Consider the following 22974-nt stretch of genomic DNA (forward strand, 5'->3'; position numbering starts at 1 on the left):
GGGGGGGGGGGGGGGGGGGGGCGGCCCCGTTGCGCCGGCGGGGGCGGACGCCGCAGCCGCGGGGGCGGGGGGGGGGGGGGGGGGGGCGCGCCCCCCCCCGCGGCGCCCCCCCGCCGGCGCCCTCCGCCGTCGCCCGCGCGCAACGCACGGGCGGCCGCTTCACCGGGCCGCACGGCCGCGCGCCGGTTCGCGGATGCGGCGAGCCGCGCCCGCGCTTTCCGGTGGCCCGTTCGGGCTTGCCGTGCTTGCCAGCCTTATTCCCGCTCCGTAAACTCGCGCCAGATTCCAGACCGGCGCGCCCTCCGCAGCCGGCGACAGACCGACAGGAGCCTTTTCCCCATGTCCGATTCCTACTTCCCGCGCTGGCGGGTGCAATCGACCGGCGCGGCGTCGCGCGTGGTCGGCCCCGACGAGCGCCTGCCGTGGCCGCAGATGGTCGCGATGGGCGTGCAGCACGTCGTCGCGATGTTCGGCTCGACCGTGCTCGCGCCGCTCCTGATGGGCTTCGACCCGAACCTGTGCATCTTCATGTCGGGCATCGGCACGCTGCTGTTCTTTGCGCTGGTCGGCGGCCGTGTGCCGAGCTATCTCGGCTCGAGCTTCGCGTTCATCGGCCTCGTGATCGCGGTGACGGGCTACGGCGGCAGCGGCCCGAACCCGAACATTCCGGTCGCGCTCGGCGGGATCGTCGCGTGCGGCGTCGTGTATGTCGCGCTCGGCGCGCTGGTGCAGGCGATCGGCACGCGCTGGATCGAGACGCTGATGCCGCCCGTCGTGACCGGTGCGGTCGTCGCGGTGATCGGGCTGAACCTTGCGCCGATCGCGGTCAAGGGCGTATCGGCGTCGACCTTCGATTCGGTGATGGCGCTCGTCACGGTGCTCTGCGTCGGCGGCGTCGCGGTGTTCGCGCGCGGGATGATGCAGCGCCTGCTGATCCTCGTCGGGCTCGCGATCGCGTACGCGATCTACGCGATCGCGACCAACGGGATGGGCCTCGGCAAGCCGATCGACTTCGCGATCGTCGGGCATGCCGCGTGGTTCGGCGTGCCGGCGTTCCGTACGCCGGTGTTCGACCCGCACGCGATGCTGATGCTCGCGCCGGTCGCGGTGATCCTCGTCGCCGAGAACCTCGGCCATATCAAGGCCGTCAGCGCGATGACGGGGACCAACCTCGACCGCTACGTCGGCCGCGCGTTCATCGGCGACGGCCTTGCGACGATCGTGTCGGGCAGCGTCGGCGGCACGGGCGTGACGACCTACGCGGAGAACATCGGCGTGATGGCCGTCACGCGGATCTATTCGACGCTGGTGTTCGCGGTCGCCGCGCTGATCGCGATCGGGCTGGGCTTCTCGCCGAAGTTCGGCGCGGTGATCCAGACGATTCCGGGCCCGGTGCTCGGCGGCGTGTCGATCGTCGTGTTCGGGCTGATCGCGGTGACGGGCGCGCGGATCTGGGTCGTCAACAAGGTCGACTTCTCCGACAACCGCAACCTGATCGTCGCGGCCGTCACGCTGGTGCTCGGCGCGGGCGACTTCTCGCTGAAGTTCGGCGGCTTCGCGCTCGGCGGGATCGGTACTGCGACCTTCGGCGCGATCATCCTGTACGCGATCCTGCGCAAGGAAAAGGAGCCGGGCCCGGTGCTGTGAGCAGCTGCGCGGGTCATCGCCGCGGGCCCCGGCGAGCGTCGGGCATCACGGGTTGGGCTGCACCGAAAACGTAATCGGCCATGCGAAGGTCCCGTCCTTCGCCTTCGGTGCGAACACGAAGCGATAGGTCACCGTGAAGGCCGTGTTCAGCGCCGTATACGGCACGGCGATCTTGCCGCCCGTCGCCGGCAGCACGACCTTGCCGCCGATTCCGCTGATCTCGATCGAGCTGAACTGCGACTGGCTGGCGGCGGCAACCTGCACCAGCACCGTATACCCGGCTCGGTCGTTGGTCTGGACCGCGAGCGTCGTCCCGGCGGGGTTGTTGACGTTCGGCACGCTCAGGTTGCCGATGCTCGTGTCCTTGTTCGCGATCACGAGCTGGGCCGGACTGGTCGCCTTGATCCGCGCATACGCCTGGACCGTCGCGCCGACCTGCAGCGACCGGATGGCCTGCTTCGCATCGGTCTGGCCCGGCGCGGCGCCGAGCAGCGCGATCGATAGCGCTGCCATTGCGGCAAACAGCCGCCGCGCGTGGCGGGCGGCCCGCGGCGGGGCGAGAGGCGCCGCGCGGGTCGGTCCGCATGGGCCGCACCGCGATGCGGCGGCGCTCGCTGTCTCGGTTCGATTCATGGTCTGCCCCCGTTGTCCGAGTTGGTGATGGCGATCGACGGCGGTACGCGCATGCCTGCGCCGCCGTCGCGCCTAGTAGTTGAACAGGATCGTGATGTTCGTGACCGCGTATCCGCCCGGCACGACGTTCTGGCCGCCGCGGATCAGTCCGTACACGGTTGCGTTGAAGGCGCCGGCGCCCGTGATCTTGCCCCACGAAATCACCGACGTGCCGCTCGTGCCGTCGCCCCAGATCGACGTGTGCGCGCTGTCGAGATACAGGTTGTAGCCCAGCGTCTGCGTGCCGCCGGTCCTGGTCATCAGGCGATTCGCGAAGGTGCCGCCGCCCGGGCTCGCCGTCACCGTGGGCGTGGCGTTGCCGCTGCCGCTGCAGTTGACCGAGATCGTGACCGCGGAGGTGGCGGCATTGAGCGTGTCGTACGTGCCGAACACCATCGACGACGGCGCATTCATCGTGCAGGTCGTCGCCGCGAGCGCGGGCAGCGCGGCCAGCACGGCCGTGCCGGCCGCGAGTGCCGCGGCGGCGGCGCGCAGGTGCGTCAGCCGGTCATGCCGCCCGGCATGCTTGCGATGTCTCATGGTGTGACTCCCTTGCAAAGATGAGTGCCCAGGTCCGGCAGCGGATCGTCGCCGGCTGGAAAGCGGACGGTCAGGTCGCACTGCTGGTCGCGCCACGTCGCGCGCAGGCGGTTCTGCTCCGACAGCCCGGTGAGATAGACGACGCCGTCGTGGCCGACCGGGAAGGCTTCCTTCTGCCCGGCAACCGTGACGATCGCGCCTGCCGGCAAGTGGGCGCCGTTCTCGAGATCGAGCGTGAGCACCGCGCCGCGCGAGCGCGAGACCGGAAACTCGAGCGCCATGCCGCTGCGGAAATAGGGCACCGCGTCGAGCTTCAGCGTGCCGATCGTCGCGTCGAACGGCAGGTCGGCCTGCTCGATCGAGATCGGGTTGCTTTCGTACGCGCGCAGCCGCGGCAGCAGCGCGACGCCGTTGGCGTCGGTGTGCGCGACGAGCTGGTTGTCCGCGAGGACGCCGACGTTGGCGAAGCCCGGCACCTTGACGAGCGCGAAGCTGTCCGTGATCTGCCGCGACAGGCGCGCGGTGCCGTCGACGAACGCGATGCCGCCCGCCGCGTTTGCCCGTACGCCGGCCCGGCCGCGATAGGCCGCGGCCTCGACGCTGTAGGTGCCGGTGCGCGTTTGCAGCGTTGCGCTCGCATCCTGCGTGTTGTTGCCGGCCTGAAGCGCGTAGCCGAATCCTTCGCCGACCGGCAGGCTGCGCTGCACTTGCGCGAGCATGTCGGTGGCGCCCTGCTGGTGCGTCATCGTGACGGACGCGCTCGTGCGGTTGTCGATCGGTATCGTCCATGCGACGCCGACGGTCGTCGCGCCCGAGCCGCCCAGCGGCTTGCTGACGCTGACGTTCGCGAAGCCGAAGCGTCCGAGCTGAACGCTGTAGCTGAGCGACAGCAGCTGCACCTTGTAGCCGCCGCGATCGTCGACGAACACGTGCGCGAGGCCGAGCGAGCCGAAGCGGCCCATCCCGACGCCGATGTTGAAGCTCGTCAGCAGCTTCGGCGCGAGCGTGCCCGGTTCGAGCCCGATCTGCGCGAAATGCGGCGTGGCCCATTGCGCGTGCGCGCCGATGTCGACGACGCCGGACTGGCTCTCGACGCCGATCGTCGCGAGGGCGCCCGCGCCGTCGGCGCTGCGGCTCGCCGCGGCGGACGCATTGACGACGCCGAGCGGCCCGGCCAGCACCACGCCGCCGACGCCGAGGTTCTGCCGGGACGCTTCGGCTTCGGCGTGGATCTCGCCGGTGAACCGGTCGGTCACGCCGATCCGGTGCGTCGCGCTGGCGAACCATCGCCCGTAGTTGTTGCTCGCCAGGCCGAAATCCCGCCGCTCCTTGCCGACCTCGTACGAGAAGTCCTGCATGCCTTGCTTGAGGAGATTCGCGCTCGCGTAGAACGACTGGGTGATCACCTGCTCGCGGCCCATGACGTCGCGCACCACGACCCGCACGTCGCCCTGGCCGGTCACCACGGGCACGTTGTTGATCGCGAACGGGCCGGGCGCGACGTCGCGCGTCGACGTGAGCGCGTTGTTGACGTAGACGTCGACGGTCGACGGCAGCACGGCCTGCCCGCTCACGCCCTGGAGCGGAATCGTGACGAGCCCGGGCTGCGTCGCGAAATTGGTCGCGTACTGAATGCCGCCGAAGCGGATCGCGCGGCCCCACATGCCGGGGCGGCTGATCGCGTCGCCGACGCGCAGGCTGGCGAGCTTGCCGGGCCGATCGGTCGTCCACGTGGTTTCGAGGCGCGTCAGCCGCCGGGTCGGGCCCGACTCGTCCGCGAGGAACGTGCCGACGCCGACGCCGAAGCGGTTGAAGAAGCCGAGCTCGAACAGGCCCGAGCCGTGCGTCCGGCCCGCGGCCTGCTCCGCGAGCAGGTCGTAGTTGAAGAAGCCGCCGATGCCGGGCTCGACCGCGCTCGCGCGGTGCCGGTCGGTCTCGTCGAAGGTCGCGCCGACGAATGCCTGGGCCGGGACGCTGATCACCATCGTCAGGCTTTGCTCGTCGACCGTGTATGTGAGCCCCGCGATCGCTTTCAGCGGGTAGAACGGCGCGTCGCTGCTGGCCAGCGGCGGAACGTCCGGCTGCCTGAGCCGCCAGCGTTTCAGGTCGTCGGCCGACACGTAGAATTCGCCGTCGGCCGCCTTGATCAGCAACGCGGTTTCGTCGAGCCCCTGCCGGTTGATGTCGACCTGATACAGCAGCTCGGCCGGGCCGCCCGCCGCGCCGTGCGCCGCCGGTGCCGCCGGTGCCGTGGCGGGGCGTTCTTCCGCGAGTGTCATCTGTGCGCTCATGAGGATCGCGATCAGAAGCGCCGCCTTAGCGGGCGTTCGGCGCGATCGTCGAATCGATGTCGCCCGCATCGGAGTAGCCGACCAGATGCAACCCGGAAGCAACGGCCGGCGCGGTTCCTGCGCCGGGCTTGAACATCAGTTCCCGCGACTGGCCGGGCAGGACGTACGCGAATTCCGCATGCGTGGCGACGGGGCGATCGCTGCCCGGCGCGAACAGCACGAGGTTCGCCACCTGCGCATGCGCGGTGCCGTCGTTGGTCACGCGCAGCGCGAGCATGCCCGTGCCGCCCGGGCGTGGCTCCGCTGCCCAGCGCAGCCGCGCGGCGGTTTCGGTGGCCGGCTTGACGAAGATCGGCAGGCTCATTTCCAGCGCGATCTGCACGCCGGCGAAGCCCGGCTTCGGCGCGCGCGGAATCTCTTGCAGATAGAGCCGGTAGCCGGCTTCCTGATCCGATGCCGGCGCGTGCCGCAGGCCGATGCGCACGACCTGCGAACCGCCGGGCGCGATCGTGAAGATGGGCGGGGCCGCAATCAGGTCGCCGGTGGACGCGTAGACGTCGTCGCCCGCGTTCTGCGACCACGCAACGGTGCGCAGCTGGACGACCACGGGTTCGTCGGACGACTCGTTCCTGACCATGAGCGCGACGCTCCGTTGCGCCGCGGACAGCTCGACGCGAACGGGCGACACGGTGAAGTCGGTTGCCTGGCTGTCGACGCATGCGGCGGCGAGCGTCATGGCCGCGATCCAGGTCGCGAGTTTGCGCACGTTCTGTTTCATGACAGATCCACCTCCAAGAGATTCGCTTCGCCACGCGCGGTGGCTGCCGGTGGGGAGGGCCCGTGCATGCGGGATGCGGCGGGCCCCCGCGCGGCACTAAAACGTCACGGTGACCGTCACCGTATCGGCGTAGTTGCCCGGCACCGCATTGGGCTGATCGGGCACCTTGCCGTAGACGGTCTTGGTGATCGCCTGGGGCATCGCCATGCCTGCGCCCGTGCCGTTGACGGTGTCGGTCGGCGGCGTGTTGCCCCAGACGACCGTGCGGTTCGAATCCTGGTACAGCGTGTAGTTGAGCTGATTCGAGCCGCTCGTCATGATGCGGTTGGCCACCGTCGCGCCGGACGTGGTGCCCGCATTCAGGCCGATGTTGAAATTCGTGCCGTTCGTGCAGCGGACCGTGACCGCCGACTGCGCCGTCTGATCGCCGGTGCCCGGCGTGTAGGCGGGGAAGGTCAGCGCGCTCGCCGAGTCGATCAGGCAGGTTGCGTTGACGGTGGCGGACACGCCGAAGGTCGAGCTGGTTTGGCCGGCCGACGCCGCGACGGCCACGCAAGCGAGCGATGCGGCAAACGCCGCCTTGGTCAGTAAGGATTGCGTCATGATGGGTTTCCCCCTTGAAAGCTGGAATGGCGGCCGGTGCGACGAGAGGGTCGTTCGGGACGGGATCTCGATCGTCCGGATGCGCGATGGGTTTTCTGGTTGCATCGGAATCGGGTCGTTTGCTGGGTGGGCACCTCCTTCGTGTCGGTATGCGCCGGCCGGACCGGCGCGGCGCCTGGGGCTCGGCAGGCCTGGCTTCGGCGCCGCGGGGCGTACGACGTCCCGCAGCCGTCGCCGCCCGCGCGCTTGTCTGCGCGCTTGTCTGCGCGCGGGCGGCGGCCGGCGGCAATGCCCGCGCGAACGGCGCGGGGCGTCGTCGCGGCGCGCATGCGCCCGGCAGGGGTTTCCCGGGGTTCGCCTATCGAATCGAGGCGTCGCGGCGTCGGGTGACGGTGCGGACCGTGTCGGCGCATCGGATGTCGACGGTGCGAAGTCGCGCCGTCGGCATCAGCGGATGCGTGACAGGAGCAGTGAAAGGAGCCGTGATGCGAGACAGTAGCCGTGTGACGGCCGATATGATTTTCGACATGATTTCCCCGACTTCATGATTGTTTGTCGCCTGCATCGAGCCGCTCGGCCGTGCAGTCGCTTTTGTCTGCACGGTTGCATGAGCAAGCAGCGGGCCAGCGCGCGGATTGCCATGCGGACAGCGGCTGAGCGGCCGCTGCCTGCAGCCGTGCAACGTGTCGGAGGCGGCAATGTTTCAGGCGTGAAACCTGCGGCGGCAGAGCCGGTCGGCGGCGCGCCGGGCCTGGTGCGGAACGGCCTGACGGACGGGGGATCGCAGGTGCGGCGCGACGGCGATTCCGCAGGGGAAACGGACGCGCCGCATGCGGAACGGTTTCAGCCTTGCAACGCGTGCGGGGAGAGGCGGCGGCGCATCGCCGCCGTTTCGATCAGGCGCCGGGTGCGCGGTGCGTCATGCGTTCGCATTCGACTGCGCTTCCAGCCACGCGCAGAACTGCGCGACGAGCGGATCGTCGGCCGGCGCGCGCGGCGCGATCCACCAGTAGCTGCGCGTCGCGATGCGCGGCCCGGGCAGCGGCATCACGAGCCGGCCGCTCGCGAGCTCGTCGTCGATCAGCGGCAGCGGGCCGAGCGCGACGCCGAGCCCGTCGACGGCCGCCTGCAGCGCCAGGTAGAAGTGGTCGAACGACTGCCGCTTGCGCCCCTTCATCGCGACGCCGGCTGCCGCGAACCAGTCGCGCCAGCCTTCCGGCCGCGTATCCGAATGCAGCAGCACGTGCCGTGCGAGATCGTCCGCGCGCGCGATCGGCGCGCGTTTGAGCAGCGCCGGGCTGCAGACCGGAATCACGCTTTCGTCGAGGAAGTGGCCGCTCGTGCAGTTCGGCCAGTGGCCGGGGCCGCGGCGGATCGCGACATCGAAGCCGTCGAGCGCGTCGAGCGGCGCGTTCGACGTCGACAGTTTCAGTTCGACGTTCGGCACGTCGCGCTGGAATCGCGACAGGCGCGGCAGCAGCCATTTCATCGCGAAGGTCGGCAGCGCGTTGATGCGCAGCACGCGCGCAGCCCCCGTGTTGCGCAACTGCTCGGTCGCGTGCGCGATGCTGTCGAATGCCGCACGCACGGTGTCCAGGTAACGACGGCCTTCGTCGGTCAGCTTCACGCGCTTGCCGTAGCGGTGGAACACCGGCTTGCCGAGCCAAGCCTCGAACGCGGCGATCTGCCGGCTGATGGCACCGTGAGTCACATGCAGCTCGTCGCCGGCGGCGCTGAAGCTTTCATGTCGTGCCGCGGCTTCAAAGGCCCGAAGTGCGGAAAAGGGTGGGAGATCGCGTGCCATGCTTGTGATTCTAGATCACAAGGGCGTGCCGATAAAATCGTTTTGCCGGGATCCTGAACGGCGGTAACCTCGGCTGACCGTTTGATGAGGAGCCCCATGCAATCCGTTTCCCCGCAGCCTGCCGCGTCACCTCGCAGCGTCGGTCTCTCCGAGCTGTTCACCGGCTTCCTGTCGCTCGGCCTCATGTCGTTCGGCGGCGCGCTGCCGTTCGCGCGGCGCACGATCGTCGACGAGCGCAAGTGGCTGTCCGCCGACGAATTCACCGATCTGCTCGGCCTGTGCCAATTCCTGCCGGGCGGCAACGTGATCAACCTGTCGGTCGCCGTCGGCATGCGCTTTCGCGGCGTCGCCGGCGCGTTCGCGGGCATTCTCGGGCTGATCGCGGGCCCGACGCTGGTCGTCGTCGCGCTCGGCGTGCTGTACGCGAAGACGCAGAACGATCCGCGCGTGCAGCACCTGTTCGCGGGGCTCGCCGCCGCGGCCGCCGGGCTGCTCGTCGCGATGGCCGCGAAGGTCGCGAAGCCGCTGCGGCACGCGCGCGCGGCGGCCGGCATCGCGGTGCTCGCGTTCGTCGCGATCGCGGTGCTGCGCATTCCGCTGCTGACCACGATGCTCGTATTGACGCCCGCCAGCGTCTGGATCGCGTCGCGGCGCCGCGACGCGGGCACGCCGCAGCCGGCGCAGGCTTCGGTGCGCGATACGCAGCCCGGAGGCCGGCCATGAACGACACGCTGGTCGCGATCGCGACGATCTTCAGCCAGTTGTCGCTGCTCGCGTTCGGCGGCGGCAATACGATCCTGCCGGAGATGCAGCGGCAGGTCGTCGACGTGCATCACTGGATGAGCGCGCACGAGTTCACCGCGCTGTTCGCGCTGGCCCAGGCGGCGCCCGGGCCGAACATGATGATCGTGTCGCTGGTCGGCTGGCACGTGGCCGGCTGGGCCGGGCTGCTCGTCGCGTCGCTCGCGAAGTTCGGGCCGTCGTCGATCGTCACCGTGCTTGCGCTGCATGCATGGGAGCGCTTTCGCGACCGGCCGTGGCGCCGCTACGTGCAGCAGGGGATGATGCCCGTCACGGCCGGGCTCGTCGCGGCGAGCGCGGTGCTGATCTCCGACGCGTCGAACCGCACGGCGATCCAGTGGGGCATCACGGCCGCCTGCGCGCTGCTCGCATGGCGCACGCGCATCCATCCGCTGTGGCTGCTCGCGGGCGGCGCGCTGATCGGGCTCACGGGTATCGGGCAGTGAGTGAAGGACAAGCCATCTCCCGTGCCGCATACTGGCGCGAATTTTCACGGGAGGATCGATGGATCTCGACGGCGCCAGCCGCAATCTCACCGTCGCCGCGTTGCTGACGCTGTCGGGCGGCTACCTCGACGCGTACACGTACGTCGGCCACGGCCACGTGTTCGCGAACACGATGACCGGCAACGTCGCGCTGCTCGGCATCAACCTGTCGGCCGGCGAATGGGCTGCCGCGCTGCATCACGTGCCGCCGCTCGTCGGCTTCGTGATCGCAGTGTTCGTCGCGCACCTGCTCGGTCTCGCCGCGCAGCGTGGCTGGATGCGGCACACGGCGTTCGCGAGCCTGATCGTCGAGATCGCGTTTCTCGGCGTCGCCGCGAGCGGCCTCGTCGGCGCGTCGAGCGCGTGGCTGATTCCGGGCATTTCGTTCGTCGCGACGCTGCAGACGCTGTCGTTCACCCATCTGGAGGAACTGTCGTACACGTCGGTGATGACGACCGGCAACCTGCGGCGCGCCGCGCAGAAGCTGTTCGTCGGGTTGATCCCACGCTACGACGCGGGTGCGCTGCACGACTCGGCGCTGCTCGCGACGATCAGCTTCTGCTTCCTGGCCGGCGCGGTGGCCGGCGGCCTCGTGACGCGGCTCGTGCCGGACATCGCGCTGTGGGGCGCCGTGCTGCTGCTCGTCGGTGCGTTCGCGGAGATCGTGCGGCGCGCGTGGCGTCGCGCGGGGAGCGGCGGCAGCAGTAGCGACGACGACGGGGCGGCGCAAGCGGCCTGATGGCGTGTTTTGCGCGGCAGCCGTTGGCGCCGCGTTCCGGATTGACCGCGTCACCGCTTCATCAATTCACCGAGTCACTACCGAATCACGATCCGCCGGCGCACCCGAACGTGGGCCGGTTGCACCGGTCGCGCCCGTAGCCGGCGTTCGCGACATGTTCCGGTTGCATCGACCGCGCCAGCCGGCCCGCCGCGATACGCCATTTACCGCGCCGCACCAGCGCCGACCCTTACAGTGCCGAGTGCACTCGCCGATGCCGTCGCGAGCCGTCCCGCCGGCGCGCGACGCAAGCCCGGCACGGCCCGGCGGGGGAAACGTTGTTCCCGGGCGACAGTCGCGCGATTACCGCGCGTTTCAATTTCTTTCAGAGATTGCACTCGTCTTATGATTCAAGCCACATCGCGCGCGCCAAGAGCGCGCCGCGATCGCCACCCGGCTGCGCACGCGGCCGGCAATGAACGGAGACACCCACAAAAAGGAAAGCTCATGAAGCAGACCACTCGACTCGCAGCCATCGCAGGGGGCGCCGCGCTCGCATTCGCCAGCCAGTACGCGGCCGCACAAAGCTCGGTCACGCTCTGGGGCGTCGCCGACGTCAGCGTCCGGTATCTGACCAACGCGAACGCCAAGAATGACGGACTGCTGTCGATGTCCAACGGCGCGATCACCAACAGCCGCTTCGGCATCTACGGCACGGAAGACCTCGGCAGCGGCCTGAAGGCCGTGTTCAAGCTCGAAAGCGGCGTGAACCTGCAGAACGGCGCATTCGCCGACAGCGGCCGCCTGTTCAACCGTGCGGCATACGTCGGTCTGGATAGCCCGTACGGCACGGTGACCCTCGGCCGCCAGAAGACGCCGCTGTTCGACCTGCTGTCGGACACCTACGATCCGCTGACGGTCGGCAACTACCTCGAAAATGCATGGCTGCCGGTCGCACTCGGCGGCGGCCTGTATGCGGACAACCAGATCAAGTACACGGGCACGTTCGCGGGCCTGACCGCGAAGGCGATGTACTCGACGGGCACCAACTACGAATCGACCGGCGCCGGCGGCTTCTCGGGCCAGATTCCGGGTTCGCTCGGCAAGGGCAATGCGTGGGGCGTGTCGCTGTCGTACGTGATGGGCCCGCTCAGCATCGCGGCCGGCGCGCAGCAGAACAGCGACAACTCGGCGCGCAAGCAGACCATCTACCACGCGAACGTCGTGTACGCGTTCAGCAAGGCGAAGGTCTACGCGGGCTACCTGCGCTCGAAGGACGACACCGGCTTCGTCGACAGCCTGCTCGCGCAGCAGACGATTCCGGTCGCGAAGGGCACGGGCCGGATCGACGACGGTCCGTTCGCGGGCGTGAGCTGGCAGGTCAGCACGCCGCTGACGCTGACGGGCGCGTTCTACTACGACCACATGCGCAATGCGATGACCGCGAACGGCACGCTCGCGAGCGGCAACCGCTACGCGATCGTCGGCATCGCCGAGTACGCGCTGAGCAAGCGCACCGAAATCTACGGCACCGTCGACTTCAACAAGACGAACGGCGCGGCGAACGTCGAGCTGCCGGGCCGCAGCAACCAGACGGGCATCGCGATCGGCCTGCGCAATATCTTCTGACGAACGTCGGAACGCACGCGCCGGCATTCGTCCGGCACGCATCGAAGAGGCTCCGCAAGGCGCCTCTTTTTTTTCGTCATGCGGCGTTCATAGGCGCACACGACTATTCGGCAATCGCTTCATCACGGATTTCCCGCGCCGTAAGCGATCCGTCGGCATTCCAGAACATACTTTTACAGTACGCGCGAAGGCTTTCCGCTACGCTGCGTGCATCGTCCGCTGCGTGCCGCCGTGCACGCGCGTGCGTCGTTCCGGTGGCGCTCGTCGAGCGTGGCCGGCCTGGTGCGTAACTTGTGTATCCGGTGATGACAGACACGGTCTGCCGGTTTTTTTTCGTGGGACGATCGGCCTCACGATTTCTTGAAAGGGGATGACGATGGGTATCCTGGACACCGTGGGCGAAATCGCCGGCGCAGTGGCGGCAGTCGAAGGCGTGGAAAAGCTGGATCCGGATGCGGGCCTGCTGACCAAGGCGGCAGCGGCTGTCGCCGGCTTCAAGGGCGCCGAAGCGATCGAGGGCATGCTCGAGAAGAAGGAAGAGAAGCCCGAACAGGCGGCAGACGATACGCAGGCGACGGACGGCGGCGACACGTCGCAGGCATGAGCATGGCGGCCGGTTCGGCCGCGGGCGCGCTCCTCGCGCGCCCGGGCGGACCGGTGCCGCGCGGCCGGCAGGTCGGGCATGTGGTCGATCGGTGACGCATGGCACACCCGGCAGCTGGTTTGACCGGCGAGAGGCGACGCTTCTCGCCGTTTTTTATTGGGCGCACGCCGGGTCGTGCCGTGCGCCGCAAGAATTCCGGAATCTTGCTATCGTGCCGTCATCCGAACTGCGATGAGGCAATGCGATGGATTTCGACTACGACCTGTTCGTCATCGGGGCCGGCTCGGGCGGCGTGAGGCTCGCACGGATGTCGGCGTCATACGGCGCGCGCGTCGGCATAGCGGAACAAGAGCAGATCGGCGGCACCTGCGTGCTGCGCGGCTGCATTCCGAAGAAACTGCTCGTCTACGCATCGCACTACCCGCACGAAGTCGAGGACGCGCAGGGCTTCGGCTGGACCTTCGGCGCCGGCACGCTCGACTGGCCCGCGCTGATCGCCGCGAAGGATCGCGAGATCAATCGGCTGAGCGACATCTACATCGATTTGCTGCGGCAATCGGGCGTCGAGATGCACGCGGGGCGCGCGACGCTCGTCGATGCGCACACCGTCGCGATCGGCGAACGCACGATCCGTGCGCGCCACATCGCGATCGCGACCGGCTCGCGTCCGTCGCTGCCGCATCGGCCCGGCATCGAGCATGCGATCACGTCGCGCGAGGCGCTGTCGCTCGCGACGTGCCCCAAGCGCATCGCGGTAGTCGGCGGCGGTTATATCGCGGTCGAGTTCGCGGGCATCTTCAACGGCTTCGGCAGTCGCGTCGACCTGTTCTATCGCGGCGAGAAGATTCTGCGCGGCTTCGACGACGACGTGCGTCGATTCCTGACCGACGAGATGACGAAGCAGGGCGTCGCGATCCACGCGCGCACGGTGGTCGAATCGATTTCCCGCGCGGACGACGGCACGCTGAGCGTGCGCGTCGGCGATACGCAGCACGGGCCGTACGACGCCGTGCTTTATGCGACCGGCCGCGTGCCGAATGTCGACGGGATCGGGCTCGAGCAGGCGGGCGTGATGCTCGACGCACGCGGCGCGATTGCGGTCGATGCGTATTCGGCGACGTCGGTCGCGTCGATCCATGCGATCGGCGACGTCACGTCGCGGCCGCAGCTCACGCCGGTGGCGACGCGCGACGGCGGGCTGCTCGCACGCACGCTGTTCGGCGGGTCGCGCGTCGCGGCCGATCACGAATGGGTGCCGTCGGCCGTATTCAGCCAGCCCGAGGTCGCGACGGTCGGGCTGACCGAGGCCGATGCGCGTCGCGCGTACGGCGACGTCGACATCTACCGCACGTCGTTCAAGGCGCTGCGCCACACGCTGTCGGGCCGCGACGAGCGCACGCTGATGAAGCTCGTCGTCGCGCGCGACAGCCAGCGCGTGATCGGCGCGCACATGGTCGGCCGCGATGCGGGCGAGATCATCCAGGGGATCGCGATCGCGATTCGCGCGGGCGCGACGAAGGCGCAGTTCGACGACACGATCGGCATCCATCCGACCGCGGCCGAGGAGTTCGTGACGATGCGGCAGAAAGTGGCCGACTAGCGGCGCGGGGTGAGGCACGGACACGCCTGCGGCATTGCAATCGGCAGCATTCGATTTCCTGCCCCGATTGCTTTCCAAATGCCGGGATGTTGAATCGTGTCTTATTCGGCATTTATCGGCATGCGCCGATCGCCGATCATCGCGCTCGCGATGGTCTCGGCCAATGAGCTGTCGGCTGGGCGCGCGGCGACCGGGTTCGTCCAGCGTCGATTCCGGGCGATCGCCGTTGCCGTGCTGCCGCCACACAAAATTCGTCAATTATCTAAAACACGTTCCGTCTCGATAAACACGTTTGGTATCATCGCGCAAAACCATACAGGGGGCCGATCATGCGCGATCAACAGCGCAGCATCCGCAATAACGGGGTAACGGGCGCGCACGTGCATGTCACGTGTTCCGCCGCCTTTCCGCTTTTCGCCGCGACACGCCTGTTGCGCGCATCTTTCCCTCGAATATCGTAGTCGCCCGTCCGGCGATGAATCAGGCCGCGCGTGCGCCGCGTCGATGCGCGCACGTCCGTGCCGACACGCCCGTTCCGGGCGATCTTTCCACGCAAGGAGACCAGCAGTGAAAATCCAGACACGACGCACCGTACTCGTGGCGGCAGCGGTCGTCGCAGCGCTGTCCGGCTGCGCGACCGAATCGTCGCGCACGCTCGACGTGCCGGCCGTGAGCAGCGCGCAGAAGCCTTACGCGGGCAAGCCCGTTGCGATCGCGGTCGGCAAGTTCGACAACCGCTCGAGCTACATGCGCGGCATCTTCTCCGACGGCATCGACCGCCTCGGCGGACAGGCGAAGACGATCCTCGTCACGCGCCTGCAGCAGAGCCGGCGCTTCAACGTGCTCGATCGCGAGAACCTCGACGAGATCAAGCAGGAAGCCGGCTTCATGAAGAAGGCGCAGGCGGTGAAGGGTGCGAACTACGTGGTGACGGGCGATGTGACCGAATTCGGCCGCAAGGACGTCGGCGATCACCAGCTGTTCGGCATCCTCGGCCGCGGCAAGACGCAGGTCGCGTACGCGAAGGTCAACCTGAACATCGTCGACACGACGACGTCGGAAGTCGTCGCGTCGAGCCAGGGCGCGGGCGAGTTCAGCCTGTCGAACCGCGAAGTGATCGGCTTCGGCGGCACGGCCGGCTACGATTCGACGCTCAACGGCAAGGTGCTCGACCTCGCGATCCAGGAGGCCGTGAACCATCTCGCCGAACAGGTCGACGCCGGTGCGCTGAAGACCGCGCAGTAAGCGCTGCAGGCGCCGGGGCCGGCGCCGCATGCGATCGATTCACCACGACATCAAAGAGAAAAGACCATGAAACGGGGTAACTGGCTGCCGGCGACGGCCGCCGCATTGCTGCTCGCGGGTTGCGCGAGCTCCACGCCGCCGCTCTATCAGTGGACGGGCTATCAGCCGCAGGTGTACGAATACTTCAAGGGGCAGAAGTCGCCGCAGGAGCAGATCGACGCGCTCGAAAAGGCGTTGCAGGACATCCGCGGGAAGGGCCATACGCCGCCGCCGGGCTTCCATGCGCATCTCGGGATGCTGTACGCGAGCGTCGGCAACGAGCAGCAGGCCGAGCAGGAACTGCAGGCCGAGAAGCAGCTGTTCCCGGAATCGTCGACCTTCATGGATTTCCTGCTGAAGAAGAAAACCGGCGCAGCGAAACCCGCGGATCAGAAGGCTGCCGGGCAGAGCGCCGCCGGCCAGACGATCGCCGGCCAGAAGAACGCCGATACGAACACCGCCAAACAGTGACGCGCCCGCCATGTTCAAGACTCTCTCATTCAAGCTGATGTCCGTGCTGTCGATCGTCGCGCTGCTGAGCGCGTGCGCGCAGCCGGTGAAACGACCCGATTACACGGCGTTCAAGAAGAGCCAGCCGCGCTCGATTCTCGTGCTGCCGCCGATCAACGAGACCTCCGACGTCGCGGCCACCTACGGGGTGCTGTCGCAAATGACGCTGCCGCTCGCCGAGTCCGGCTATTACGTGGTGCCGGTCGCTGTGATGGACGAGACGTTCAAGCAGAACGGCCTGACCAACGCGGCCGAGATCCAGGGAACGTCGCCCGCGAAGCTGCGCGAGATCTTCGGCGCGGACGCCGCGCTGTATTCGAAGGTTTCGCAGTACGGCACCGTGTACCGGATTCTCGCGAGCGCGACGGTCGTGTCCGCATCGGCGAAGCTCGTCGACCTGCGCACGGGCGACGTGCTGTGGCAGGGCCGGGCGAGCGCGAGCAGCGACGAGGGCGGCAACAACGGCGGCGGCGGCCTGATCGGCATGCTCGTGGTGGCAGCGGTCAAGCAGATCGCGAACACGTTGATGGATCAGAGTCACGACGTCGCCGCGTTCACGAGCAGCCGGCTGTTGTCGGCCGGGCCGCCGAGCGGGTTGCTGTATGGGCCGCATTCGCCGAAGTACGGTACGGACTGACCGACTCAGGCTGCCCCGCTGCATAGGGGCATCGAAACGGAGCGGCCGCGCACGTCAGGTGCGCGGCCGTTTTGCGTCGATGCGGCCGGAAAAATGCGAAAAGCGGCCGGCGCCGCGCGGCGGCTCAATGCACGCCGAACGCGTCGAGCAGCCGGTACCAGCTCATCGCGAGCACCAGCGCCGGCGTGCGCAGTGCCGCGCCGCCGGGGAAGTCGCGATGCCGGATCTTGCCGAACAGGTCGAAGCGGCTCGCCTGTCCGTCGATCGCCTCGGCGATCAGCTTGCCCGCGAGCGCGGTCGTGTTCACGCCGTGCCCCGAAAATCCCTGCGCGAAGTACATCGTCGGCGCGACGCGGCCGAAGTGCGGTGCGCGGTTCATCGTGATGTCGACGAAGCCGCCCCATGCGTAGTCGACCTTCACGTCCGCGAGTTGCGGGAACGTCTTCAGCATGTCCGCGCGCATCGCGGCCGCGAGATCGCGCGGCTCTCGCGTCGAGTAGCTGACCTTGCCGCCCCACACGAGCCGCGTGTCGGGCGCCGGCCGGAAATAGTCGAGCACGAAGCGGCTGTCGCAGATCGCTGCGCGCGCGGGCATCAGCGCGGCGGCGCGCGCCTCGCCGAGCGGTTCCGTCGCGATCACGTAGGTGCCGACCGGCATGATTTTCTTCGCCAGCGCGGGCGCGAGCGTGCCGACGTAGGTATTGCATGCGAGCACGACGAAACGCGCGCGAACGTTGCCGCCGCTCGTCTCGACGACGTGGCCGCCCGCGACGTCGCGCACGCGCGTCACGCAACTGTCCTCGTGGATCCGCACGCCCGCGCCGGTCGCCGCACAGGCGAGACCGAGCGTGTAGTTGAGCGGATGCAGGTGGCCGCTGTCCGGGTCGTACAGGCCGCCGCAATAGCGGGCGGACTGCACGTAGTCGCCGAGTTCGTCGGCTTCGACGAAGTGGAAGCGGTCGTAGCCGAAGCGCTTCGCGGCTTCGTCGCGCCAGCGCTTCAGCGCATCGGCGTCGCGCGCGGTGTTCGCGGCGGTCAGGTAGCCGGGCACCAGCGCGCAGTCGATGTCGTGCCGCGCGATGCGCGACTTCACGAGCGACAGCGTTTCGAGCCCCATGTCCCAGATGCGCTTCACGTCGCCTTCCGGCATGAATTGCCCGAACGTGTCGATGTCGCACGCAAAGCCGCCGATCAACTGGCCGCCGTTGCGGCCGCTTGCCGCCCATCCGACCCGCGACGCTTCGAGCACGGTCACCGAGTGGCCTCGCTCGGCGAGGTTGAGCGCGGCGGACAGGCCCGTGAGGCCCGCGCCGATCACGCACACGTCGGCCTCGGTCGCGCCGCCGAGCGGCGCGTGGCGGGTCGTATCGTTGGCGGTCGCGGCGTAGTAGGACGCGACGTGCGGCTGGTTGGCGAATGTCTGCATGGTCAGGAGAACGGAGAAAGTCAGAATAGCTCGCGCACGCGGTGGTACAGCATTCCGAGTTCGAGCGCGGGTTGCCGCCATGCGTCGCCGCCGGGGAAGCGCCGGTGGCGCATGCGCGCGAACAGGTCGAACGCGCGCGTGTCGCCCGCGATCGCGCCGGCGACCGCGCGTCCGGCGATGCCGGTGAGCGCGACGCCGTGCCCGCTGAAACCCTGCACGTAGAAGAAGTTCGGATCGAGCGCGCCGAAATCCGGCGCGCGGTTGCGTGTGACGTCGACGAAGCCGCCCCACGCGTGGTCGACGCGCACGTCGCCGAGTTGCGGAAACACGCCGACCATCCGTTGCCGGATCGTTTCGGCGAGCGTCGCGGGCGACGCGCCGGCCGAATTCGCGCGGCCGCCGAACAGCATCCGGTGGTCGGCCGACAGCCGGAAATAGTCGAGGAAGAAGTTGTTGTCGCACACGGCTTCGCGCCGCGCGATCAGTGCGTCGGCGCGTACCTGGCCGAGCGGCTCGGTCGCGATGATGTACGACGCGATCGGCGCGATGCGCGCGGCGGTCGCGGCCGGCAGCACGCCGCCGGGGCCCGCGTTGCAGCACGATACGACGTAGCGGCAGCGCACCTCGCCCGACGGCGTGCGCACGACGGGCCGCGCGCCGCGCACGATGTCGAGCGCGGGCGTGTGCGCATACAGCGCGACGCCTTCGCGGCGCGCGGCATCGGCGAGGCCCAGGCAATACTTGAGCGGATGCAGGTGGCCCGACAGCGGATCGTGCACGCCGGCCAGGTAGCGCGTCGACGCGATGCGCGCGCGGATCGCGCCGGTGTCGAGCCACGCGAGCGACGGATGGCCCCAGCGCGACGTTGCGGCATCCATCCATGCGCGCAGGTCGTTGATGCGGCGCGGCTTCGTCGCGACCGTCAGGTAGCCGCGCGTGAAATCGCAGTCGATCCCGTGGCGCGCGATCCGCTCGGCGATCAGCGCGACGCCATCGAGCGACAGCGACCACGCGGCGCGCGCGCCGTCGGTGCCGAGCTGACGCTCGATCTCCTCGTCCTTCGCGAAGCCGGTGATCGCCTGGCCGCCGTTGCGGCCCGATGCGCCCCAGCCGGGCCGGTGCGCATCGATCACGGCGACCGACAGCCCGCGCGCGCGGCAGTCGAGCGCCGTCGACAGGCCCGCGAAGCCGGCGCCGATCACGCAGACGTCGACGTCGATTCCATCGTCGAGCGAAGGATCGTCGACCGCGGGCCGCGTGGCCGTCGCTTCGTAGTACGAGTCGCGCGCGAGCGCATCGGCGCGGCGGGTGAAAGACTGCGTCATCAAATCGGCTCCCTCTATACGGCTGGCATTCAGTGCGCGACGCGCCGCGATCCGGCCGGCAAAAACGGCGCGGGACGCCGTGCGCGCGGCACGGCGTCCCGCGTGTGCTGCGTCAGAACGAATAGATGAACTGCGTCGCGAGCAGGTCGTTGGACTTGCCGTACGAACCGTCGTTGCGCAGGAACACCTTGTTGTTCGCCCAGTCGTGCCGGTATTCGACCTTCACGGTGATCTGCTGGGTCGGATAGAACAGCAGGTCGAGCGCGACGTCCTGGCGCACGGCGCCCTTGCACTCGAAGCCCAGGCCGCCGCCGGCCTTCGACATCGCGAGGCAGTCCGCGTCGACGCCGAAGCCGTTGTTCGGATCCATCCCGTTGCCGTTCAGCGCGATGCCGCCGCCGCCGCCGCCGTTCTTCGTATTGGCGAGCAGGTCGTAGCGCAGCGTCACGCCCATGCGGCCGACCACCGGCGCGTTGAACTTGCGGTGCGCGAGCAGCGACAGCCCGTACCACTGCGCGAGCCCGCCGTTGAACGCCGCATGCTGCTGCCGGCCGTAGTCGACTTCGGCGTTGTACTGGATATCGGCAAGCGTGTAGGTCGCGTCGAGTTCGCCGAAGAAGAACGAACCGTATGCGCTCGGTGCCGCACCGCCCGGGCCGTAGTGGACGACGCCGTCCGAATCGATCGCGCTCGCCAGCGTCTGCCGCCCGATGTTGAACGACCCGCCGATATCGAGCGCGCTCGACCACGTGTAGTCCGCGCGCGCGGTGAAGGTCGGCACCTTGTTGCTGGTGCTGATCGGGTCGCCGAGCGCGTTGGTGCCCGTCTGCGTGACCGAGCCGTACGTGCGGTACTGCTCGTTGCCGAGGAAGAACTTCCACGCCCAGTTGCCCTTCGTGTAGTTCGCGCCGACACCGACGTAGCTGCCCGGATCCGAGAAATCGTACAGCAGGTTGTGCGTGAGCGTGAGCATCTGGTTCGACTGCTGCACCTCGTAGCCGCCGAAGCTCGGGATCAGGCCGGCGACCAGCGTCGTCGTGGCGGTGATCGGCACGTTGATGACCGCCGTGTTCAGCAGGTTGTCGGTGATCGAGCCGCGCGAGTTCTGCAGCAGCGTGATGCCGTTGCCGCGGTTCGGCATCAGCGTGATCTCGGCCGACGGCGCCATCGGGCCGACGCCGAAGGTCTTCTTGATGTCGAGGTAGAGATCGCCGAACGTGCTGTTGAAGTAGTTGTACGCGTTCTCGTGGTTCGCGAACAGGAACGACGACGTGCCGGCCGCGCGGTTGTAGATGTAGGTCGGATCGATGTAGCCCGTCACCGACAGGCCGGCGAGCGGGCCCGTGCTGGCCGCGTCGGTCAGCGAGTCGACCTTCAGCTGCTGGTTCGCGATCTGCTGCTTCATGTCGCCGACCTCGTCGTTGGTCAGCGTGGCCTGCGCGCGGCCGTAATCCGGCGAGCCCGGATCGACGGCCACCGCAACCGGCGCCGCGCCGGACTTCGCGCCGGATGTCGCGACCACGGTACCGCCCGGTTTCGCGGCGAGCTGCGCCTGCATGGCCTTCATCTGTTTCTGCAGCGCCGCGACCTGCGCCTGCAGCGCCTTGATCTCGGCGGATGTCGAGCCGGCCAGCGCGATGCCCGGCAACGCGCCGGCCACCAGCAGGCAGATCAGTTTCTTCTTCATTGCGGAGTCTCCTTGTCGTGCGCCAGTCAAAGTGCGATCGGTTCGCGCGCCGCATGGCGCGGCGCGCGGGTCTTGTTATCGAGGAAAGGGAAAGGGGAGGCTCATGCCACCGCGAACGCCGCCTTCATGTCGGCCACGCGGCGCCGCTCGCGCGCGATCATCATCCGGTTCACGACGATCACGCCGATCGTCACGGCCGTGATGAACAGCGTCGCCAGCGCGTTCATCTCCGGGTTCAGCCCGAGCCGCACGCGCGAGAACACCACCAGCGGCAGCGTCGTCGAACCCGGCCCCGACAGGAACGCCGACAGCACCAGGTCGTCGATCGACAGCGTGAACGACAGCAGCCAGCCCGACAGCAGCGCCTGCGAGATCAGCGGCAGCGTCACCACGAAGAACACCTTCAGCGGCGTCGCACCCAGATCGAGCGCGGCCTCCTCCAGCGACTTGTTCATCTCCTTCACGCGCGACTGCACGATGATCGCCACGTACGACACGCACAGCATCACGTGGCCGATCCAGATCGTCACCATCCCGCGGCCCTTCGGCCAGCCGAACATCTGCTCCAGCGCAACGAACAGCAGCAGCAGCGAGATGCCCTGGATCACTTCCGGAATCACCAGCGGCGCGTTGATCATCCCCGTGTACAGCGTGAAGCCCCTGAAGCGGCCGAAGCGCGCGAGCACGAAGCCCGCCCACGTGCCGATCACGACCGACGCGGTGGCCGTCAGCAGGCCGATCTTCAGCGACAGCCACGCGGCGCTCAGCAGCTCGTCGTCCTGCCATAGCGACGCGTACCACTTCAGCGAGAAGCCCGACCACACCGTCACCAGCTTCGACTCGTTGAACGAGTACACGACCAGGCTGATGATCGGGATGTACAGGAACAGGAAGCCGAAGGCGAGAACGCCCGTCGACAGCGGTTTGCTCGGCTTGATCATTTCGCTTCCTCCAGTTCCTTGACCTGGTAGTACTGGAACAGCGCCATCGGCACCAGCAGCAGCATCACCATCGCGACCGTCACCGCGGACGCCATCGGCCAGTCCATGTTGTTGAAGAATTCATCCCACATCACGCGGCCGATCATCAGCGTGTCGGCGCCGCCGAGCAGTTCCGGAATCACGTACTCGCCGACCGCCGGGATGAACACCAGCAGGCTGCCGGCGATGATCCCGTTCTTCGACAGCGGCAGCGTGATCCGCGTGAACGCTACCCACGGCTTGGCGCCGAGGTCGTACGCGGCTTCGAGCAGCGTCAGGTCCATCTTCACCAGGTGCGCGTACAGCGGCATCACCATGAACGGCAGGTACGAATAGACCATCCCGATGTAGACGCCCGCGTCGCTGTGGTACAGCCGCAGCGGCGTGTGGATGATGCCCAGCGCGATCAGCGTGTGGTTCAGCAGGCCGTCGTCCTTCAGGATGCCGATCCATGCGTACACGCGGATCAGAAACGACGTCCAGAACGGCAGCATCACGGCCATCATCAGCACGTTGCGCCGGTTCGGTTCCGCACGCGCGATGTAGTACGCCATCGGATAACCGATCAGCAGGCACAGCACCGTCGACACGGCGGCCATCTTCAGCGAGCTGAGATAGGTCGCGATGTACAGGTCGTCCTGCAGCAGGAACGCGTAGTGCGACAGCTGCAGCGCGAAGTGCACGACGCCGTCCTTGAACTCGACGAGCGACGTGTACGGCGGGATGCCCATCACCTGGTCGGCGAAGCTGATCTTCAGCACCAGCACGAACGGCAGCGCGAAGAAGACCGCGAGCCACAGGAACGGCACGCCGATCGCGACGTTGCGGCCCGACGGCAGGAAGCGCGACAGCGCGGCGAAACGGCCCGGGCGCGACCGGCCGGCGCCGGTGCTCGCAGCGCCGGTCGACACCGGCGCGGACGAAGTGGAAGCGGAGGTTCTCATCGTGTCGTC

At 68.3% G+C, this 22974-nt stretch carries 22 protein-coding genes; 11 read left to right on the forward strand and 11 right to left on the reverse strand.

Translation table 11 applies throughout. The annotated features are described in order from the left end of the window. Positions 1-339 precede the first annotated feature (339 nt). The gene (locus ACNQQL_RS31385; protein ID WP_204424888.1) at positions 340-1647 is read left to right on the forward strand and encodes a solute carrier family 23 protein; all 1308 of its coding nucleotides are present in this window, start codon (positions 340-342) and stop codon (positions 1645-1647) included. Between the two features lie 45 nt (positions 1648-1692). On the opposite strand, the gene ACNQQL_RS31390 is transcribed toward ACNQQL_RS31385, so the two are convergent. The 6 genes from ACNQQL_RS31390 to ACNQQL_RS31415 all read right to left on the reverse strand — a co-directional run bounded on the left by ACNQQL_RS31390 (position 1693) and on the right by ACNQQL_RS31415 (position 8335). After that, on the reverse strand, positions 1693-2160 hold the full coding sequence (locus tag ACNQQL_RS31390; RefSeq protein ID WP_347068116.1) for a hypothetical protein: 468 nt from the start codon (positions 2158-2160) through the stop codon (positions 1693-1695). Positions 2161-2352: 192 nt separating this feature from the next. Next, positions 2353-2859 carry a spore coat U domain-containing protein gene (locus ACNQQL_RS31395; RefSeq protein ID WP_347068118.1) on the reverse strand — a complete coding sequence of 169 codons (507 nt, stop codon included), beginning with the start codon at positions 2857-2859 and terminating at the stop codon, positions 2353-2355. Beyond that, entirely contained in the window at positions 2856-5150 is a 2295-nt protein-coding gene (locus ACNQQL_RS31400; protein ID WP_347068120.1) for a fimbria/pilus outer membrane usher protein, read from the reverse strand. The genes ACNQQL_RS31395 and ACNQQL_RS31400 overlap by 4 nt, the downstream gene beginning before the upstream one ends. Before the next feature lie 25 nt (positions 5151-5175). Continuing rightward, a complete protein-coding gene (locus tag ACNQQL_RS31405) occupies positions 5176-5928 on the reverse strand; it encodes a molecular chaperone (protein ID WP_347068122.1) in 753 nt (250 codons plus the stop codon). A 96-nt stretch (positions 5929-6024) separates the two neighbouring features. Then, on the reverse strand, positions 6025-6531 hold the full coding sequence (locus tag ACNQQL_RS31410; protein WP_347068124.1) for a spore coat U domain-containing protein: 507 nt from the start codon (positions 6529-6531) through the stop codon (positions 6025-6027). Positions 6532-7450: 919 nt separating this feature from the next. Next, the gene (locus tag ACNQQL_RS31415; protein ID WP_174381860.1) at positions 7451-8335 is read right to left on the reverse strand and encodes a transcriptional regulator GcvA; all 885 of its coding nucleotides are present in this window, start codon (positions 8333-8335) and stop codon (positions 7451-7453) included. Positions 8336-8431: 96 nt separating this feature from the next. Between ACNQQL_RS31415 and ACNQQL_RS31420 the strand changes: the two genes are divergently transcribed. From ACNQQL_RS31420 to ACNQQL_RS31465, 10 genes are all read left to right on the forward strand, one after another. Continuing rightward, complete coding sequence (locus tag ACNQQL_RS31420; RefSeq protein WP_347068126.1) at positions 8432-9058, forward strand: chromate transporter; 627 nt, start codon at positions 8432-8434, stop codon at positions 9056-9058. After that, positions 9055-9582, forward strand: a complete 528-nt coding sequence (locus tag ACNQQL_RS31425; RefSeq protein WP_152864145.1) for a chromate transporter — start codon at positions 9055-9057, stop codon at positions 9580-9582. The genes ACNQQL_RS31420 and ACNQQL_RS31425 overlap by 4 nt, the downstream gene beginning before the upstream one ends. 58 nt (positions 9583-9640) lie before the next feature. Next, entirely contained in the window at positions 9641-10360 is a 720-nt protein-coding gene (locus ACNQQL_RS31430) for a YoaK family protein (RefSeq protein ID WP_072437522.1), read from the forward strand. 486 nt (positions 10361-10846) lie between these two features. Continuing rightward, the gene (locus ACNQQL_RS31435) at positions 10847-11968 is read left to right on the forward strand and encodes a porin (RefSeq protein ID WP_072437667.1); all 1122 of its coding nucleotides are present in this window, start codon (positions 10847-10849) and stop codon (positions 11966-11968) included. 376 nt (positions 11969-12344) lie between these two features. Further along, positions 12345-12572 carry a hypothetical protein gene (locus ACNQQL_RS31440; RefSeq protein ID WP_347068129.1) on the forward strand — a complete coding sequence of 76 codons (228 nt, stop codon included), beginning with the start codon at positions 12345-12347 and terminating at the stop codon, positions 12570-12572. Between the two features lie 244 nt (positions 12573-12816). Then, positions 12817-14172, forward strand: coding sequence for a glutathione-disulfide reductase (gene gor, locus ACNQQL_RS31445; RefSeq protein WP_347068131.1), 1356 nt, complete (start codon positions 12817-12819; stop codon positions 14170-14172). A 96-nt stretch (positions 14173-14268) separates the two neighbouring features. Then, positions 14269-14541 carry a hypothetical protein gene (locus ACNQQL_RS31450; RefSeq protein WP_347068132.1) on the forward strand — a complete coding sequence of 91 codons (273 nt, stop codon included), beginning with the start codon at positions 14269-14271 and terminating at the stop codon, positions 14539-14541. Between the two features lie 204 nt (positions 14542-14745). Then, positions 14746-15417 (forward strand): CsgG/HfaB family protein, encoded by a 672-nt coding sequence (locus ACNQQL_RS31455; protein ID WP_204426390.1) that lies wholly within the window; start codon positions 14746-14748, stop codon positions 15415-15417. Between the two features lie 66 nt (positions 15418-15483). Further along, positions 15484-15927, forward strand: coding sequence for a DUF4810 domain-containing protein (locus ACNQQL_RS31460; RefSeq protein WP_072437517.1), 444 nt, complete (start codon positions 15484-15486; stop codon positions 15925-15927). Between the two features lie 10 nt (positions 15928-15937). Then, positions 15938-16603 carry a DUF799 domain-containing protein gene (locus tag ACNQQL_RS31465; protein WP_072437515.1) on the forward strand — a complete coding sequence of 222 codons (666 nt, stop codon included), beginning with the start codon at positions 15938-15940 and terminating at the stop codon, positions 16601-16603. A 124-nt stretch (positions 16604-16727) separates the two neighbouring features. On the opposite strand, the gene ACNQQL_RS31470 is transcribed toward ACNQQL_RS31465, so the two are convergent. From ACNQQL_RS31470 to ACNQQL_RS31490, 5 genes are all read right to left on the reverse strand, one after another. Next, on the reverse strand, positions 16728-18029 hold the full coding sequence (locus ACNQQL_RS31470) for an FAD-binding oxidoreductase (protein ID WP_347068133.1): 1302 nt from the start codon (positions 18027-18029) through the stop codon (positions 16728-16730). 20 nt (positions 18030-18049) lie between these two features. Beyond that, positions 18050-19354: an FAD-binding oxidoreductase gene (locus ACNQQL_RS31475; RefSeq protein ID WP_347068134.1), complete on the reverse strand. Its 1305-nt coding sequence runs from the start codon at positions 19352-19354 to the stop codon at positions 18050-18052. Between the two features lie 112 nt (positions 19355-19466). Further along, positions 19467-21041, reverse strand: a complete 1575-nt coding sequence (locus tag ACNQQL_RS31480) for a DUF3138 family protein (protein ID WP_347068135.1) — start codon at positions 21039-21041, stop codon at positions 19467-19469. 101 nt (positions 21042-21142) lie between these two features. Continuing rightward, on the reverse strand, positions 21143-21982 hold the full coding sequence (locus ACNQQL_RS31485; RefSeq protein ID WP_034179243.1) for an ABC transporter permease subunit: 840 nt from the start codon (positions 21980-21982) through the stop codon (positions 21143-21145). Next, complete coding sequence (locus tag ACNQQL_RS31490) at positions 21979-22965, reverse strand: ABC transporter permease subunit (RefSeq protein ID WP_072437508.1); 987 nt, start codon at positions 22963-22965, stop codon at positions 21979-21981. The genes ACNQQL_RS31485 and ACNQQL_RS31490 overlap by 4 nt, the downstream gene beginning before the upstream one ends. Positions 22966-22974 lie beyond the last annotated feature (9 nt).

Origin of the sequence: Burkholderia sp. LFS061 (assembly GCF_047978125.1) — a bacterium.
GTDB lineage: Bacteria > Pseudomonadota > Gammaproteobacteria > Burkholderiales > Burkholderiaceae > Burkholderia > Burkholderia pyrrocinia_C.